Genomic DNA, 15,996 nt, shown 5'->3' with positions numbered 1-15,996 from the left:
GTGGCCGGGAAGTGCGCATGAAGACAGTGAGTACAGCCGTACTTTTGCTCGTGCTGATGGGTCTTGCGGGATGCAGTTACGATCCCGCACGGATCAGTGCAGAGCCCTTGATCGTCGTCGACGACCATCGTGACCGCGACTACCACCGTGACCGCGATTACCACCGTGATGACGACTGGCATGATCGCGATTGGGACCATGACCGCCATCGCCACGATGATCACGATCATGACCATGATCGCTATTACGACGACCACGATCGGCGTGGCGACTTCTGCCCGCCGGGACAGGCCAAGAAGGGTCGCTGTTGAGAAGACGCCGAGTCTGACAACGGCCGCCATGCCCCCGCCACAAGGATGCCCAGGCGACAAGCGTTGAGGTCGCGTGAAGCCGGGCGTTCGCCCCGGCTTGTCAGGCTGTTCGGTGAGCGGCATGGTAGAGGTATCTTCTTCAGGCGAGGCGATCGTGAGCCGGATCGATCTCAGGACCAAGACCCTGGCCAACGAGCACGTCTCCCACGTGCACGGCTACCACCAGTTGATTCTGCCCACCTGCGGCAGTACCGAACTATCCCTTGAGGGGCGGGAGCAACGGGTCACCGCCGAGCGTGGTTGCCTGATTCCAGGCAACTGCCATCACGACTACCTGGGAGACGGCAACAATCGTACCTTCGTGCTCGACGTGCCGGTGGTCTTCGGGCTGCCAGACGTCGACGTGGCCCGACTGTTCGAGCGACCGCGTTTCTTTGCGGTGCCCCCCGAATTGCAGCGACTTGCCGACAGCCTGATGCGGCAACTGGATCAATTCCCCACCCTGGGCAACGATATCGCAGCGCTTCTGTTGCGCGCGCTCTATCTCCATCTGGAGGCTTCCAGCGAAACCTGTGCCCCAACACGATCGACGGGCGTCAGCGGTCGGCTCGATCTGCGTCTGCTGGACGACTGGATCGATAGGCACCTGGCCAGCGACATTCGCGTGGATGACCTGGCGTCCTTGTGCGCGCTTAGCCCCGGTCACTTCCACGCCAGCTTTCGCCAGGCCACCGGGATGACGCCGCAGGCCTATGTTCGCCGACGCCGGTTGAGCCACGCCCAGGCGCTGATCCGTCACAGCGAGTTGCCGCTGGGGCAGATTGGGGCGCTGGTGGGCTTTCGTGACCAGGGCAGTTTTTCCCGAGCTTATCGCAGGGTTCATGGGGTGGCGCCCTCCCAGGAGCGCACAGGTTTCTAAACAGCGATTCAGCCTCTCTCCGCTCTCGCGCTCAGCCACCTGTCACTTTTCTCCTCTCGTCGCGGTGACGTTGTGGCCGACGACACGGTTTGCCTGAGTCCCGGGCAAGGTTTTCGTAGTCTCGGGCAAGTTGACGATGGGTTTCGCGCATAGCCTGAAAAGGAGTCTCTCGGCGCCGGCCTCGATTCGGCGCCATCAACAATGACAACAACCATGACAACAACCGGAGTTACCGATGTCTTCGACCTCCCTTCCTGCCTCCGCCCGCACTGACGACCGCATTGCGGCTGACCGCCGCTCGCACGATAACCACGAGGTAGGCGCCCGGCGTGGCCGTGGCCGTCGCCAACAGTCCAGACAGCGGCGACGAGCGCCGATGCTGGCGCTCGCGGCGTTGCCGCTGGCGCTGATGGCGTCCCAGGCGCAGGCTCAGTCCTACGAGATGGCCATCGCTACCCTGATCCCCGAGAACCTGACCAACAACGCCATCTATCCTGCCCTCGTCCACTTCAAGGAACTGGTGGAAAGTCGCACCGAAGGCGACGTCACCGTCAGCATCTTCGGTGGCGGCCAGATGGGCTCCGAAGTCGAGACCGGCTCCCAGGTCCAGGCCGGTGGCAGGGCGCTGCAGTCCGCCATTCTGACCTCCGGCGCGATGTCGTCGTTCTACCCCGAGTATCAGGCGGTGACGGCCCCCTTCCTGTTCGATGACTGGCGCCAGGCCTGGGCCTTCTTCGATGGCGAGTGGTTCGCCGACTTCATGCAGGGCGCCATCGAACAGGCGGACATGCGCTATCTGGGGACCTTCGATGATGGTGGCGGCTTTGTCGCCTTCACCAACAACGAGCGGCTGATCAAGACCGTGGATGACCTCGAGGGGCTCAACATCCGCACCGAGGAAAACCCGGCCCACGTCGCCACCATGGAGGCGCTGGGTGCCTCCGCCACACCGCTGCCGTGGGGCGAGCTGATCACCGCTCTGGAGACCGGACTCGCCGACGGTCAGTTCAACGCGCCGGTGATCAACACCACCTTCGGCCTGGACGAGGTGACCGACTACACCACCCTGACCGGGCACGTGTACAACAGCGCCAGCTGGATGGTCAGCGAGAGCTGGTTTCAGGAGCTGCCCGAGGAGCACCAGCGGGTCATCACCAACGCCGCCCGTGAGGCGGTCAGCCTGAGCCATGGCGCTTCCGGCATGCTGGCGACCGCCAGCTGGCAGACGTCCTGCGAGATCTTCGAGGAGTGCTACCTGATGCCGGCAGAAGAGCGCCAGCGCATGGCAGAGGTGGCGCGTCCGGCCTGGAAGAGCTGGATCGTCGACGACTTCGGACTCGACGCCGCCTTGATCGACGACCTGCTGGCCGAGGTCGATGGCCTGCGCCAGTCGCTGCCGCAAGAGGCCTACAGCCGCTACGGCCAGTGATTGTCGCGGCGGGGCGGCCAGGCCGCCCCGCCAGTGCCCACCGCCTTGCCCGAGTTCTCCTGTCATGTCATCACTGCGATCTCTTCAGGCCTGGCTCCAGCGCCTGAGCGACGGCGTCAATCGCCTCGCCATCGTGTTCTGCGTCGGCTGCGTCCTGGCCATGCTGGGTATTTCGTTCACCGGGTTTCTGTACACCCTGTTTACCGGCGGGGCGCTCAGCTGGACCTATTCCCTGGCCCGCCTGTTCCTACCGTGGATCGGGCTCATCTCCTCGACCATCGCGCTGCATTCCGGTGAGCACGTGGCCATGACACTGCTGGTCAAGCTGCTGCCGCGCCCGCTGGTGGTGCTGGCAGCCGGCGCGACCCTGGCCGTCATCGGCACGCTGGCGGTGTTGATGATGTTCTACGGCTGGGACTTCTTTTCCAACGCCCGCCAGAGCTACATGGTGTCCGACAGTATTCAGATTTCCTACAAGTGGACCACCTTCGCGGTGCCGCTGACCGGCGCCATCATCGCGCTGCATCTGGTGCACGGTTTTGCACTGCTCGAGCACTTCATCGACAGCGACGCGGTGATCGAGCAGGCGATCCATTCCAATGACAATGGCACCGGCAGCAATGCCGAGCAGGCGGTCGACAGCCGTGTCGAATCCTCCGATCCCTCTTCACCACAAGGCGACGCTGTCGCCCGGGAGCCACGCTCATGACCGCCGCGATTCTGGCCTTTATCCTGGTGTTGGCGATCGGCGCCCCGGTCGCAGTGGTCATGGCGATCTCGGGGGTTGCCGGGGTCTATGAGCTGGGCGGCGAGCGCCTGGTGGGGATCATCGCCGATCGCATGTTCTCCGGTGTCTCCGGCTACATGCTGATCGCCGTGCCGTACTTCATCTTTACCGCCGAGTTGATGAACCAGGGCGGGCTGACCCAGAAGCTGATCGCCTTCAACAATGCGCTGTTCGGCCGGGTGAGGGGGGCGCTGTCTCACGTCAACGTGACGGTGTCGCTGTTCTTCGCCGGGCTGACCGGGGCCGCCATCACCGATACCGTGGCGATCGGCAAGATCATGATTCCTGAGATGAAGAAGCAGGGCTACGACGCCGAATACGCGGCGGCGATCACCGCCTGTTCCTCGATCATCGGGCCGATCATTCCCCCAAGCGTGGTGATGGTGGTGTACGCCACCCTGCTGCGGGACGTCTCGGTCATCGACCTGTTTGCCGGAGGCATCGTGCCGGGTATTCTGATGACCGTGGCGCTGCTGGCCACCAGCATCGTGCTGGCCTGGCGGCGGGGCTACCCCAAGCAGGCGCCGACACCGCTGAAGATGGCTCTGCTGGCATTCTTCTCGGCGCTGCCGGCCATGCTGGTGCCGTTGATCATCCTCGGCGGGATACTCTCGGGCATGACCACCATCACCGAAGCTTCGGGCTTTGCCGCAGTGTACGCGATCCTGATCGGCATGCTGTTCTATCGCAACCTGACCCTGGCCAAGGTGGCCCAGGCGCTCGTGACCACGGTCAAGTTTTCCGGTGTCGTGTTCTTTCTGCTGGCGACCTCGGCGGTGCTCGGCTGGTTTGTCACCCGCTCTGGCGTCGCCCGGGAGGCGGCGAGCCTGATCACCTCCCTGAGCGATGTCGCCTTCGTACAGATCTTGCTGGTGTGCCTGTTGCTGATCGTCATCGGCACGGTCATGGATGTACTGCCGGCGCTAGTGGTCATCGGCCCTGTGGTGGTGCCGGCGATGGTCAGCCTGGGTTTCGATCCACTGCACTTCGCCATCGTCATGATCGTCACCCTCAACATCGCCAACGTCACGCCACCGGTGGGCATGACGCTGATGACGGCGGCAAGAATCGCCCAGGTCCCCTACGAAAAGGCGATCCTGGCGTCGCTGCCGTTTTATACCGCCTTTATCCTGGTAGTGGTGTTGCTGGCGGGTTTTCCGGCACTATCGACATGGATCCCCTCGCTGCTCGACTGATGTGAGCAGTGACGGAGCGTCATCACCGGAGACAGATGCAGATGAAACTTTTCTACCATCCTGACCAGGAACGTCACGCGCCGCCTCAGTTCCTGAAGCGTGGAGCCCTTACCGATTCCCCCGAAGGGCCCCGCCGGGCGGAGCTTCTGAGCGAAGGCCTGGCCGAGGTCGGCCTGGCCCTGACAGCGCCGGCCGAGGTCGACAGTCCCACGCTCAGGGAGCGTCTCAAGGAGATCCACAGCGAGCGCTACCTGGATTTTCTCGAGACCATCCATGCCCGCTGGCAGGCGTTGCCGGACGCCACCGAATTCGTGGCGCCGAACGTCCATCCCTGCGGCGGCGGCAAGCACTACCCGCGCCATCCGGTGGGGCAGGTGGGCTGGCACATGCACGACATGGCCTGTCCGATGACCGAGACCAGCTTTCAGGGCATCCTGGCCAGTGCCGCTACCGCCCAGGCCGCCGCCGAAAGCATCGTCGCCGGCGGCGGCACCGCCTACGCTCTGTGTCGTCCGCCGGGGCACCACGCCGGTCCCGATCGTGCCGGGGGCTTCTGTTTTCTGAACAACGCCGCCCTGGCGGCCACGGTGCTGCGCGAGCATGTGTCCCAGGTGGCGATCCTCGACATCGACCTCCACCACGGTAACGGCACCCAGGACATCTTCTACGACCGTGGCGACGTCTGGACAGGATCGCTGCACGTCGATCCCAGCGACTTCTATCCCTACTATTGGGGCGGTGCCGGCGAGACAGGCATCGGTCCTGGACTCGGCGCCAACCTCAATGTGCCGCTGGCACTGGGCAGCGGTATCGAGGCCTTTCAGGCCGGTCTCGATGAGCTGCTCGACGCCATGGCGAGCTTCAGCCCGGACGCGCTGGTCGTGGCGCTGGGACTCGATGCCCACAAGGACGACCCGCTGGCGGGGCTGACGCTTGAAACCCCGGACTTCGTCGCCATCGGTCGCCAGATCGGTGAACTGGGCCTGCCCACCGTGCTGGTGCAGGAGGGCGGCTATCCGACCGCGGCCTTGAGCCATAACCTGGCCGCCTTCCTGCGCGGATTCAACGACGCCTGACCATAGCTTGATAAAGCCTGATAAAGCCTGATACAGCCCTGAACAGCTCAATACTTAGCCCAACGATCATCCCGCGGATGATCTCCCACAAGGAAAACACCATGAGCCCGACCCTTCACGACAGCAACGACCGCATGAGCCAGATCGCCGTGCACAATGGCACCGTCTACCTCTCCGGCCAGGTACCGGCTGACGCCAGCCAAGGCATGCGCGGCCAGACCGAGCAGGTGCTGGCGCGAATCGACGAACTGCTGGCCAAGGCCGGGACCTCCAAGGATCGACTGATCTCGGCCCAGGTGTGGGTTACCGACATGGCCGAGTTTGACGAGATGAATGCCGCCTGGGACGCCTGGGTCAGCCCCGGTCGTCCGCCGGTGCGTGCCGCGGTGGAAGCGCGCCTGGCCCGGCCGGAGTGGAAGGTCGAGATCATGGTGGTGGCCGCCTTGCCCCAGGCCTGAGGTCGCCCATGAGCCACAGCAAGACGACCGGTTTCTATTGGCACGAGCGCTGCTTCTGGCACGACCAGGGGGCGATCGGGGTATTTTCGGCGCCAGGGCCCTGGCTGCAGCCCCAGCCAGCCTCGGAGAGCCCGGAGAGCAAGCGCCGTCTCAAGAACCTGCTGGAGGTCAGCGGGCTGATCGACGAGCTTGAGGTGGTGAAGCCGCCGGCGGCCGGCCGCGAGGACCTGCAGCGCTTCCACACGAAAGACTACCTTGATGCGCTGGAGGCGGGTGATGCGGGCCTGGGTGGCGATGCCGGCGAGGCCGCGCCCTATCGCCCGGGCAGTCTTGCCAGCGCCCAGCAGTCCGCCGGGCTTGCCATCGCAGCGGTGGAGGCGGTGGCCCGTGGCACCCACACCAGCGCCTATGCGCTGTGCCGTCCACCGGGGCACCACGCCGAAGCCGATCGCGGTCGCGGCTTCTGCCTGCTCGGCAACATTCCAGTGGCGGTGATGCGAGCGAAGGCGCTGGGGCTGGTGCGGCGGGTGGCGATCCTCGACTGGGACGTGCACCACGGCAACGGCCAGCAGAGCGCCTTCTGGGACGACCCCGAGGTGCTGACGGTATCGCTGCACCAGGCCGGCAACTATCCGCTCGAGACCGGTGGCTTCGACGAGCAGGGCGGTGAGGGCGCGTCGGGGTCCTGTCTCAACCTGCCGTTGCCGCCGGGCTCGGGGCTTGGCGCCTACGACTATGCGTTCGAGCGCCTGGTGCTGCCGGCCATCGAGGCCTTCGCGCCGGATCTGATCGTGGTGGCCTGTGGCTATGATGCCTGCGCCAAGGACCCGCTGGGCAAGATGCTGCTCAATAGCCATGCCTTCGGACGCATGGCCCAGTCGGTCAAGGCGCTGGCTCAGCGATGTTGTGAAGGGCGCCTGGTGGTCGTCCACGAAGGCGGCTACTCGGAAGGCTATGTCCCGCTGTGTGGCCACGCCGTGATTCAGGCGCTGGCCGACAGCGACATCGGCGTGGATGACCCACAGAACGACGAGATCGCCGCCTGGGGCTATCAGGCACTGCAGCCCCACCAGCGTGAACTGATCGATGGCTGGCGGCGCGACTGGCCTGGGCAGATCACCGAGGCCCGCGACGACAGCCAGGCTGAAGAGGCTATCGCCTGCGTCTGTGGCAGGGACAGCGACGCAAACAGGAACAGGGACAGGGAGCCAGGCACATGAGTGGACTGCACCAGCGCGACGGCTGGATCTGGAAGAACGGCGAATGGCTGCCCTGGCGGGAGGCCACGACCCATCTGCTGACTCATTCGCTGCACTATGGCATGGGCTGCTTCGAGGGGGTGCGCGCCTATCGTGACGACAACGGCAATGCCCGGCTGTTTCGGGTCCACGAGCATACCCGACGCCTGCTGGACAGCGCCCATATCCTTGACCTCGAGGTGCCCTGGAGCCATGAAGAGCTGATCGAGGCACAGAGCCAGTGCCTGGTCCGCAACGGACTGACCGATGCCTACCTCAAGCCCACCGTGTTTCTCGGTCCCGAGGGCCTTGGGCTGCGCGCCAAGGCGTTGAGCTGTCAGATGATGGTGGTGGCCTGGGACCTGGGACCCTACGTCAGCGCCGAGACCGCTGCCGTCGGGCTCAGGGCCCTGACCTCGTCCTGGGCGCGCCATCACGTCAATATCAGCGCCTGTCGGGCCAAGACCAGCGGCCACTACGTCAACAGCATGCTGGCATTGAATACCGCGGTGAAGGCGGGCTTTGACGAGGCGATCATGCTTGACGCCGAAGGCTACGTGGCCGAGGCCAGCGCGGCCAATGTCTTTCTCTATCGAGACGGGGTGTTGCACACCCCGGAGGTCACCTCCTGCCTGCAGGGGATCACCCGGGACAGCGTGATCCGATTGGCGCGTGAGGTGTTGGGCGTGGAGGTGCAGGAGCGCCGCATCACCCGCGATGAGCTGTACATCGCCGACGAGGCCTTTGTTACCGGCACCGCCGCCGAGATACTGCCGCTGCGGGAGCTCGATGGTCGCCATATCGGCGCCCGCGCGGGAGCTCCCGGGGTCGCTGAGCCGATAGCCGTCGATAGCCTGACGGCAAGACTGCAGCGACTGTATCGCGACGTCTGTCGAGGTCGGTTGTCACCGGCGACCAACGGAGATCGCCATGACCTGGCGCGCTACGCCGACTGGCTGAACCTGGTCCCGACGGATAACGAAGTGGATATCGACACAGACAGCGACTAGGTCGGTTTACACAACCAGGCGGCTGCACGATGGCCACAAAGAAAGGCGCCACGACCCTTGAGTCGTGGCGCAGCTAGCCGTCTTTCCTCCCTGGGGCAGCTTCCCTGTGCCCGTGTTGCTCCCTTGGCGCTTCCCGCGCCGTCGCCTCCGTGACGCTCGAGGGGCAGTGTCCCTTGCCCGGTGTCGCCTGAACACAGAGGTAGTATCGGCCAGGCGTGTGTCACTCAGATAACCGCCTCATGACCCTTTGGTGACATCCCGGCCACAGGACTTTTCTGGTACCATTCGCGCCGCCTGTTACCGGCGAAATGCCCAGGCGCCGTCACGTACGGCAGTCGAGGCCGTCTCGCCAGGCACCAGGCTTGGCACGAAAAGCCGGCGAGCGCAGGCGCTTTTCAGACAAGCCTTGATTGCGCAAACCCTCTCTCGAACTTAAACCTGGATTCGTCTATGAACGCTGTAATCCTTGCCGTGCTGGTGATGGTGGGACTGTCGCTGGCGCGGGTCTCCGTGGTGCTGGCCCTGGTGGTAGGGGCGCTGGTGGGCGGCCTGGCCGGTGGTCTGTCCATCGAGGACACCCTGGCGGCCTTCAACGACGGTGTCGGTGGCGGTGCCAAGGTGGCGCTGGCCTACGCCACCCTCGGTGCCTTCGCCGTGGCGATCTCTCGCTCGGGCCTGCCGGACCTGCTGGCACGCCGCCTGATCACTCTGCTGGGGCAGGAGTCCAGCGCCTCCCGTCAGGCCACGGTCAAGTACCTGCTGATCGGTAGCGTGCTGCTGGTGGCGATCTCTTCCCAGAACCTGATCCCGGTCCACATCGCCTTTATTCCGATCCTGATTCCGCCGCTGCTCAAAGTGATGAATCAGCTCAGGATGGACCGCCGCGCGGTCGCCTGTACCCTGACCTTCGGCCTGACCGCGCCCTACATGTTGCTGCCGGTAGGCTTCGGGGCGATCTTCCTCAACGACATCCTGCTGGCCAACATCAACGAGGCTGGCGCCGCACTGGGCCTCGAGATCGACCGCGCCATGGTCCCCATGGCCATGGGCGTGCCGGTCGCCGGCATGTTCCTCGGGCTTCTGGTGGCGGTGTTCCTGTCCTACCGCAAGCCTCGGGTCTATGACGAGGTGGAGCTTGGCAATGCGCCGGCCCACGGCCATGGCCACGACCACAGCGAGATCGAGGAGCCTCACACCCTGGGCCTGATCATGTCGGTGATAGCGATCGTCGCTGCGCTCGGCATCCAGCTCTATACCGGCTCGATGATCCTGGGTGGCCTGGTGGGCTTTTCGCTGTTGTCCATGGGCGGCATCTTCCGCTGGCGCGAAGCCGATGATCTGTTCACCAGCGGCATGCGCATGATGGCCCTGATCGGCTTCATCATGATCTCGGCCTCCGGCTTCGCGGCCGTGATGACCGCCACCGGCGAGATCGAGACGCTGGTCAGCGCCAGCGTCGAGGTGATCGGCGACAACCGTGGCCTGGCGGCGCTCTTGATGCTTCTGGTGGGGCTGTTCATCACCCTGGGCATCGGCTCGTCGTTTTCGACCATCCCGATCATCGCCGCCATCTTCGTTCCGCTGGCGGTACAGTTCGGCTTCTCCGATCTGGCGACGGTGGCCCTGGTCGGCACCGCCGCCGCCCTGGGTGACGCCGGCTCCCCGGCGTCGGACTCCACTCTCGGGCCGACCTCCGGCCTCAACGTGGATCGTCAGCATGATCATATCTGGGACAGCGTGGTGCCGACCTTCGTGCACTACAACATCCCGTTGATCGGCTTTGGCTGGCTGGCGGCGATGACGCTGTGATCGCCCACCGGAAAGCCCAGACGCCCGCGCTATTCGCGCGGGCGTTTTTTTGTGCGCCAGGCCCGGCCCGAACATCGACGTGTGAGCCGCCGCAATAGTGAGACATGAGTGCTACGGGTTGTGCAGATCCGTCGATATGGTCCACGCTGGGGGAGACTCATCGACCGGTGGGTCGTGGCGCTCCCGGGAAGATGAAGGAGTTATCGAGCCCAGGGCGCAGCAGGACACTTGTTCACAGATGGAGAGGATCGACACATGGACAGGAGCGACAAGATGTTGAAGGCACGCGTATTTGCCGGATCGTGCTTGCTGGGGGCAGGCCTGCTGGTAACTGGCGCCGCCCACGCCGCCACGGAGGTAGAGATGCACAGCGTCAGCACCGACGGTATTGGCGACTCCCTCGGCACCATCAGTTTCGAGGATAGTGAGCATGGTCTCAGGATCACGCCCGACCTCGAGGGTCTGGACACCGGCATCCACGGCCTTCACGTTCACGTGAACCCGAGCTGCGAGCCGGCCGAGAAGGACGGCGAGACGGTTGCGGCGGCTGGCGCCGGAGGCCACTTCGACCCGGAGGACACCGGCACCCACCAGGGCCCCTACGGTGACGGCCACCTGGGTGACCTGCCGGCGCTGGCGGTGGGACAGCAGGGCGAGGCGACACTGCCGACCCTGGCGCCGCGCATCAGCGAGGAGGACCTGGCAGGTCACGCCATCATGATTCACGCCGGTGGTGACAACTACTCCGACGAGCCCAAGCTCGGCGGTGGCGGTGCCCGCGTCGCCTGTGGCGTCATCGAAGGCTGATCGACGCCACCCCCGACATGGCCATCCAGGCCCCGCTCAGGCGGGGCCTTTTGCTGTAGTGACGTCAGTCCTGGCGATCGTCGCTGGAAGGGGGCAGGTGCGCCTCGAGGGATGACAGCAGGCCGCGCAGCAGCGAGAGTTCCTTGCGCGTGGGCGTGGCCCGGGCGAACAGCGCCTGGAGCTGTTCCTCGGTGCGAGCGTGGGGCTGGGTAATAAAACCACTGTCGCGCATCACCCGGCCCAGATGTGCCTGAAAGTGGGCGATCTGCTCGCGGGTGGGCTGGCGCAGCCGGGACGGTGTCCCCGAGGTGGCGACGTTGTCGGTGTCGGTATCGGTGTCGGTATCCGTGTCGGCATCGCTATCGACGGCGGCATCGACATCAGGGCAGGGGAGTCGGCGCCAGGCCCGGCGCAACTCGTAGGCCAGCACCTGCACCGCCTGGGACAGGTTCAGGATGCCGTAGTCGGGATTGGCCGGAATGCTGACCTGATGCGAGCACAGGCGGATTTCGTCGTTGGTCAGGCCGAAGCGCTCGCGGCCGAAGACCAGTGCCACCGGGTCATGCACCGCGTCCTTCACCAGCGCCTGGGCCATCTCGTCCGGTTCGTCATAGTGAGGCAGTGGCAGGCTTCTCAGCCTGGCGCTGGCCCCGACCACCCTGACACAGTCATCGATGGCGTCCTCGAGACGTTCCACCACGCGGGCGTTTTCGACCACATCTGCCGCACCTGCGGCCAGGCGGGTGGCCTCTTCATCGGGAAAGACGCGTGGATTGACCAGCACCAGATCGGTCAGGCCCATGGTCTTCATCGCGCGAGCGGCGGAGCCGATGTTGCCGGGATGGTAGGTCTGGACGAGAACGATGCGCAGATTGGCGAAGGGCAAGGCTTGAGTCATGGAGCACGGCAACCGTCGATGGGAAAACGAGCGACACCATACCGCCACTTTCGCCCAAAGCGAAGGGGCCGCGATGGCGGCCCCTGAGACGGTGGTGGAAAGATCAGGCTGTCTGTGAACGATACCGCCTGAGGCTGCGGCTGAACGCCACCAGCATCACCAGCATCACGCCGAGCATACCCCCGAGGATCACGGCGAGCGCCATCACCAGGGCCTTGCCGGGGCCCTCGGGCTGTATTGGGCGATAGGCCACATTGACCACCTCGACGACGTGGATGTCGTCGGCGGTGATGCGGTTGGCCCTCAGCAGAGTGTTTTCCTGGCGTAGCTGGTTGTAGGCGTCAATGAACGCCGAGTCGCTCTCGCGAGACTTGAAAGCCTCGATACGTCGCTGGTGCTGCAACTGTTCGAGCTGCTTTTCGATCTGACGGATGGCCGGCGAGGAGATGGGCTGGTCGAGCCCCTGCTTCAATACCTCGTGCTCGGCCGCCAGGGCTTCGGTACCCAGGAAGTACAGTGGTAGATCATTGCCGATGCTGACGTTGTCGTAGACGATACGGGCGGCGTCATCGGCGTCTCCCAGCGATAGTGGGGACGTCGGCTTGGTGATGCCAAGCATGCCGGCGATCTCTTCTGCTACTTCCAGGGTGCGAATGCGCTCCTCGCGGGAAGCGCGCTCCGCGGCGCGTTCGGCGGCAAGCTGATCCTGGAGCTCGAGCCGGCGAATCGAGTGCTCCTCGCTCATCCGCGTGACGGTCGCGTCAAGCTCGGCGTCGTAGGCCTCCAGGTGGGCTTCCATGTCTGCCTCATTGCGTGAAATGGCGCTGGCCAGGCTACGATCGACGCGCGCGAGCAGGTCTTCGGTGTACTGCCGCTGCGACCACTGGAAGTACTGGTTCAGCAATGCAGCGCCGTCGATATCTTCACGATAGGAGAAGCTAACCTCCCCGGGGCTACCGGAGGCGAGGTCGCCAGGCGCGACCTTCAGCTCTCGGAACTGCGTGCGAAGCACCGTGCCTTCGAGTTCCGGAGCGCTATCCTGCATCAGCATGTCGGCGTAGTCGGGGTGCTGGTCGAGGAAGCCGCGGAAGCGCTCGTAACTCCCCAGGCGGATCTCCAGTTCGGAAACGGCTTGCTGGGGAGTGATGGCAATCCCCGGAATGCGGTTGATCACATTGAGACCATCACTGGTCTCGGTGTAGGCGAGCGAAGAATGGTATGACGGTGTGGATGCCACCAGATAGAGCGTCGCCAGTGCGAGGCAGGTTGCCATGCTGACGGCGATCCAGCGCCATCCGTTGATCAGCATGATGGCAATGTCTCGCAGGTCAATCTCGTCAGAGGAAGGATGCTCAGGTTGATCGACGGCTTGGTGGTTGAAAGAGTTCATGCGTGAGGATTCCAGACAGCAAGCCTCGCCGTCAGAGCGAGCAGGTGAACGAGCAGGACAGACACTTCCGCAAGAAGAAAATGAGAGGTGTCGACCAGGTCCAGATACAGCAGGAAGATGGGCGCAAGTGCCGCGGCGAGCATGATGGCCGCTGAGATATAGCGTCGTTCGCTGAACGCCAGAGCGCCCGGAAGCAGCAGCATCATGGGGGATGCCACCAGGTGTTTAAGTGTTGACATGGCGTTTATCAGCCCTGCGTGAGCCAAGGGATAGTGCTTATATGCACTTTATATTGCGGTTGAAAGTAGCAGGGAGAATGTAAGTATGTAAGTCTATGTTAACTTGAAATGCGCATAAGGACTGGTCGGTTTATTAAAAATACAACGTTTATATGCTGATATGAGTTTAATTGATTTTTTATGTGCTGATTCGATTGATCACCGAGGTGCTCTGTAAAACATGACCAACCAAGGTCTGACAACACGAATGGCACTGAGGCAGCGTGGTTTCCAGAGTGGGGTAGGCATATTGTTCCCACTTGATGCCAGCTTGACGTTCGCAGGCGCTATGCAGGATAAGCCATGATGCCCAGGTTGGCGCGCACCTGTTCAGGGAACCAAGGGTAGTGGGTGAAGCCGGGGTGGTGTCCAGCACGGCCAATGGTGCAAGGAGTGATCCGTTGTTCCCTTTGGCACCTGAATTCAACCAATAAGCGTGACAGGCAAGGTGGGTAGGGACGAGGCGCTTCCCCGAGTCAGGCCATGATCTGACTCGGGGCTAGTGCTGGAGGACGGTGAGAGCCAGCGGATCGTGGCTAAGGGTGCAGCGCTGGCGCTGCCAGGTCGGGTTGGCAAGATCAAGCCCGCTGGGCCCTGTAGCGCTTGAGGCTTCGGCTGAACGATACACACATCACCAGCATGACGCCCAGCATGCCCCCCAGTATCACGGCAAGTGCCAGCACCAGGGCCTTGCCCGGGCCTTCCGGACGGTTCGGACGATAGGCCAGGTTGACCACCTCGATGATGTCGATATCGTCGGCGGTGACGCGGTTGGCCCGCAGCAGGGTATTTTCCTGGCTCAACTGATTGTAGGCGTCGACAAACGACGAGTCGTCGGATCGTTGCTGCAACGCTTCGATTTGGCGCTGATGCCGCAATTGCGCGAGCTCTTTCTCGATTTCGCGGATGGCAGGCGTGCTGGCTTCCTGCTCCAGGCTTTGTTCGACGACCTCTTTTTCTGCGGCCAGTGCCTGGGTGCCCATGAAGTAGAGCGGCAGGTTTGTCGCGTTGCCGCTGTCACCGTGGCTAACTTGGGTTTGTCCGTTTTCTCCGAACGCCGGCGGTGAGGTGGGCTGGGTGATGCCGAGCCTCTGTGCGATGGCCTCAGCCTGGGTCAGAGTGCGAATGCGCTCCTGGCGAGCCTTGCGCTCGGCATTCTTTTCGGCCTGAAGCTGGTCATCGAGTTCGGCTAACTGAACGTCATGTTGCTCTTGCAGCCGTGTGATCTCGACGTTCACGCTGTCCCGGTAGGCTTCCAGAAGTGCCTGCATCTCTTCACTATTGCGTGCCAGCGCCGTTTCCAGTGAGTGTTCGGCGCGCTGCGCCAGAACCTGGGCATATTGCCTCTCCGTCCATGCCAGATAGTCATTGAGTAGAGCAGCCCCCTGCAGCGACTCTGGATACACAAGGCTCAACTGGTGCGGGCCTGTCCCGTCTTTGCCGGGACGCGTAACCTTTAGCTTGTCGAAGTAGTGAAGGCGCAGATGCTCATCCAGGGTCACCTCCTGTTCGTCGGCCTCCGACTGGGCGATGGACTGCCACTCGGGATGGTCGTCGATGAAGTCGCGCAGGTTGCCGAAGCTACCGAGCTTAAGTTCCAGTTCTGTCTGAGTGGAGGCTGCCGAGTAGTCGATGTCGGGCATCTCGTTGAGAAGACGCAGTCCTTCCGACGAGGGGGTGTAACTGGTCGACGCACGGAAGCTTTGCGGGGCTATGGCGACAAACACCAGGGCCAGCACCACGGCGGTGGCCACGCTGCCAAGGATCCACTTCCAGCCGTCAAGCAACATCAGGGCGATGTCGCGCAGGTCTATCTCATCATCGCGCCGATAGGAAAGCGCGGGAAGTTGGCTGTCGTGATCGGTCACCGCTGCGGCCTCCACAGTGCCAGATGCATGCTGAGGACCAGGCCATGGGTAACAAGATTGAAAGACTCCGCCAGGCGGGCGACGACCAGGCTCATCAGCCCCAGTGCTGATGCGGCCAGTGGTGACAGCCAGGCAAGGAAGACGAGGGCGGCATGCAGGGAACGCCCACCTAACAGAGTAAAGCCCCCGGGAAGCAGCAAGGCGATGGGGCCGAGAAGTAGTAGCCGAGAGGGTGACATCGGAGAGTCCTGATCGAGCGTTGAGGAATTGGCGGTCGATGAGTCATCGGTGTGCCACAGGGGCAACCTTCAAGGACGGAAAACCACGGGCTATCTGCTGGGCGAACAGCCTAGCGATGTGGACGCGGCGCAACGCTGCTGTAGATCAGGAAGGGGGAAAGTACAGGTCGCCACGCTGCGTCGTCCTGACGAAGATCAAGGACGTCGCAGCCGTGGTCTGGGCTCTTGGGTGTCGTGCCGCTGACAGGGCGGAGCGAAGGGGAAGCGCGGCAGAACTCGTTGC

The 15,996-nt window shown here is 63.6% G+C and carries 16 protein-coding genes; 11 read left to right on the top strand and 5 right to left on the bottom strand.

Going from position 1 to position 15,996, the window contains the following annotated elements; genetic code table 11:
- Positions 1-17 precede the first annotated feature (17 nt).
- From NFH97_RS00080 to sodC, 11 genes are all read left to right on the top strand, one after another.
- Complete coding sequence (locus tag NFH97_RS00080) at positions 18-311, top strand: hypothetical protein (protein WP_108195016.1); 294 nt, start codon at positions 18-20, stop codon at positions 309-311.
- Positions 312-465: 154 nt separating this feature from the next.
- Complete coding sequence (locus tag NFH97_RS00075) at positions 466-1,230, top strand: AraC family transcriptional regulator (protein WP_349622500.1); 765 nt, start codon at positions 466-468, stop codon at positions 1,228-1,230.
- A gap of 376 nt (positions 1,231-1,606) precedes the next feature.
- The gene (locus tag NFH97_RS00070; protein ID WP_045994863.1) at positions 1,607-2,659 is read left to right on the top strand and encodes a TRAP transporter substrate-binding protein; all 1,053 of its coding nucleotides are present in this window, start codon (positions 1,607-1,609) and stop codon (positions 2,657-2,659) included.
- Positions 2,660-2,723: 64 nt separating this feature from the next.
- On the top strand, positions 2,724-3,368 hold the full coding sequence (locus NFH97_RS00065) for a TRAP transporter small permease (protein ID WP_349624164.1): 645 nt from the start codon (positions 2,724-2,726) through the stop codon (positions 3,366-3,368).
- Positions 3,365-4,642 carry a TRAP transporter large permease gene (locus NFH97_RS00060; RefSeq protein WP_108132764.1) on the top strand — a complete coding sequence of 426 codons (1,278 nt, stop codon included), beginning with the start codon at positions 3,365-3,367 and terminating at the stop codon, positions 4,640-4,642. Before NFH97_RS00065 ends, NFH97_RS00060 begins: the two co-directional genes overlap by 4 nt.
- Before the next feature lie 41 nt (positions 4,643-4,683).
- On the top strand, positions 4,684-5,718 hold the full coding sequence (locus tag NFH97_RS00055; RefSeq protein WP_045994862.1) for a histone deacetylase family protein: 1,035 nt from the start codon (positions 4,684-4,686) through the stop codon (positions 5,716-5,718).
- A gap of 101 nt (positions 5,719-5,819) precedes the next feature.
- Entirely contained in the window at positions 5,820-6,176 is a 357-nt protein-coding gene (locus NFH97_RS00050; protein WP_108132815.1) for a RidA family protein, read from the top strand.
- An 8-nt stretch (positions 6,177-6,184) separates the two neighbouring features.
- Entirely contained in the window at positions 6,185-7,396 is a 1,212-nt protein-coding gene (locus NFH97_RS00045; protein WP_349624163.1) for a histone deacetylase-like amidohydrolase, read from the top strand.
- The gene (locus tag NFH97_RS00040) at positions 7,393-8,424 is read left to right on the top strand and encodes a branched-chain amino acid transaminase (RefSeq protein WP_349624162.1); all 1,032 of its coding nucleotides are present in this window, start codon (positions 7,393-7,395) and stop codon (positions 8,422-8,424) included. Before NFH97_RS00045 ends, NFH97_RS00040 begins: the two co-directional genes overlap by 4 nt.
- A 450-nt stretch (positions 8,425-8,874) precedes the next feature.
- Positions 8,875-10,233: a Na+/H+ antiporter family protein gene (locus NFH97_RS00035; protein ID WP_306168734.1), complete on the top strand. Its 1,359-nt coding sequence runs from the start codon at positions 8,875-8,877 to the stop codon at positions 10,231-10,233.
- Positions 10,234-10,506: 273 nt separating this feature from the next.
- Positions 10,507-11,040, top strand: coding sequence for a superoxide dismutase [Cu-Zn] SodC (gene sodC / locus NFH97_RS00030; RefSeq protein WP_349624161.1), 534 nt, complete (start codon positions 10,507-10,509; stop codon positions 11,038-11,040).
- 64 nt (positions 11,041-11,104) lie between these two features.
- On the opposite strand, the gene NFH97_RS00025 is transcribed toward sodC, so the two are convergent.
- From NFH97_RS00025 to NFH97_RS00005, 5 genes are all read right to left on the bottom strand, one after another.
- A complete protein-coding gene (locus NFH97_RS00025; protein WP_349624160.1) occupies positions 11,105-11,938 on the bottom strand; it encodes an RNA methyltransferase in 834 nt (277 codons plus the stop codon).
- A gap of 103 nt (positions 11,939-12,041) precedes the next feature.
- Positions 12,042-13,328, bottom strand: coding sequence for a GNVR domain-containing protein (locus NFH97_RS00020; protein WP_349624159.1), 1,287 nt, complete (start codon positions 13,326-13,328; stop codon positions 12,042-12,044).
- On the bottom strand, positions 13,325-13,534 hold the full coding sequence (locus NFH97_RS00015; protein WP_253028577.1) for a hypothetical protein: 210 nt from the start codon (positions 13,532-13,534) through the stop codon (positions 13,325-13,327). The genes NFH97_RS00020 and NFH97_RS00015 overlap by 4 nt, the downstream gene beginning before the upstream one ends.
- A 650-nt stretch (positions 13,535-14,184) precedes the next feature.
- The gene (locus tag NFH97_RS00010; RefSeq protein WP_349624158.1) at positions 14,185-15,474 is read right to left on the bottom strand and encodes a GNVR domain-containing protein; all 1,290 of its coding nucleotides are present in this window, start codon (positions 15,472-15,474) and stop codon (positions 14,185-14,187) included.
- A complete protein-coding gene (locus NFH97_RS00005) occupies positions 15,471-15,713 on the bottom strand; it encodes a hypothetical protein (protein WP_349624157.1) in 243 nt (80 codons plus the stop codon). Before NFH97_RS00005 ends, NFH97_RS00010 begins: the two co-directional genes overlap by 4 nt.
- Positions 15,714-15,996: the final 283 nt, after the last annotated feature.

This window comes from Halomonas sp. SCS19, from assembly GCF_040147015.1.
Lineage (GTDB): Bacteria > Pseudomonadota > Gammaproteobacteria > Pseudomonadales > Halomonadaceae > Halomonas > Halomonas litopenaei.
The sequence above is the reverse complement of the archived record's forward strand: the minus strand, read 5'-3'. Positions and strand labels throughout refer to the sequence as shown.

Bases quoted from the DNA above. Each gene is read 5' to 3' on its own strand.
- NFH97_RS00080 (WP_108195016.1), top strand. From the start codon at position 18: ATGAAGACAGTGAGTACAGCCGTACTTTTGCTCGTGCTGATGGGTCTT.
- NFH97_RS00070 (WP_045994863.1), top strand. From the start codon at position 1,607: ATGCTGGCGCTCGCGGCGTTGCCGCTGGCGCTGATGGCGTCCCAGGCG.
- NFH97_RS00065 (WP_349624164.1), top strand. From the start codon at position 2,724: ATGTCATCACTGCGATCTCTTCAGGCCTGGCTCCAGCGCCTGAGCGAC.
- NFH97_RS00060 (WP_108132764.1), top strand. From the start codon at position 3,365: ATGACCGCCGCGATTCTGGCCTTTATCCTGGTGTTGGCGATCGGCGCC.
- NFH97_RS00055 (WP_045994862.1), top strand. From the start codon at position 4,684: ATGAAACTTTTCTACCATCCTGACCAGGAACGTCACGCGCCGCCTCAG.
- NFH97_RS00050 (WP_108132815.1), top strand. From the start codon at position 5,820: ATGAGCCCGACCCTTCACGACAGCAACGACCGCATGAGCCAGATCGCC.
- NFH97_RS00045 (WP_349624163.1), top strand. From the start codon at position 6,185: ATGAGCCACAGCAAGACGACCGGTTTCTATTGGCACGAGCGCTGCTTC.
- NFH97_RS00040 (WP_349624162.1), top strand. From the start codon at position 7,393: ATGAGTGGACTGCACCAGCGCGACGGCTGGATCTGGAAGAACGGCGAA.
- NFH97_RS00035 (WP_306168734.1), top strand. From the start codon at position 8,875: ATGAACGCTGTAATCCTTGCCGTGCTGGTGATGGTGGGACTGTCGCTG.
- sodC (WP_349624161.1), top strand. From the start codon at position 10,507: ATGTTGAAGGCACGCGTATTTGCCGGATCGTGCTTGCTGGGGGCAGGC.
- NFH97_RS00025 (WP_349624160.1), bottom strand. From the start codon at position 11,938: ATGACTCAAGCCTTGCCCTTCGCCAATCTGCGCATCGTTCTCGTCCAG.
- NFH97_RS00020 (WP_349624159.1), bottom strand. From the start codon at position 13,328: ATGAACTCTTTCAACCACCAAGCCGTCGATCAACCTGAGCATCCTTCC.
- NFH97_RS00015 (WP_253028577.1), bottom strand. From the start codon at position 13,534: ATGATGCTGCTGCTTCCGGGCGCTCTGGCGTTCAGCGAACGACGCTAT.
- NFH97_RS00005 (WP_349624157.1), bottom strand. From the start codon at position 15,713: ATGTCACCCTCTCGGCTACTACTTCTCGGCCCCATCGCCTTGCTGCTT.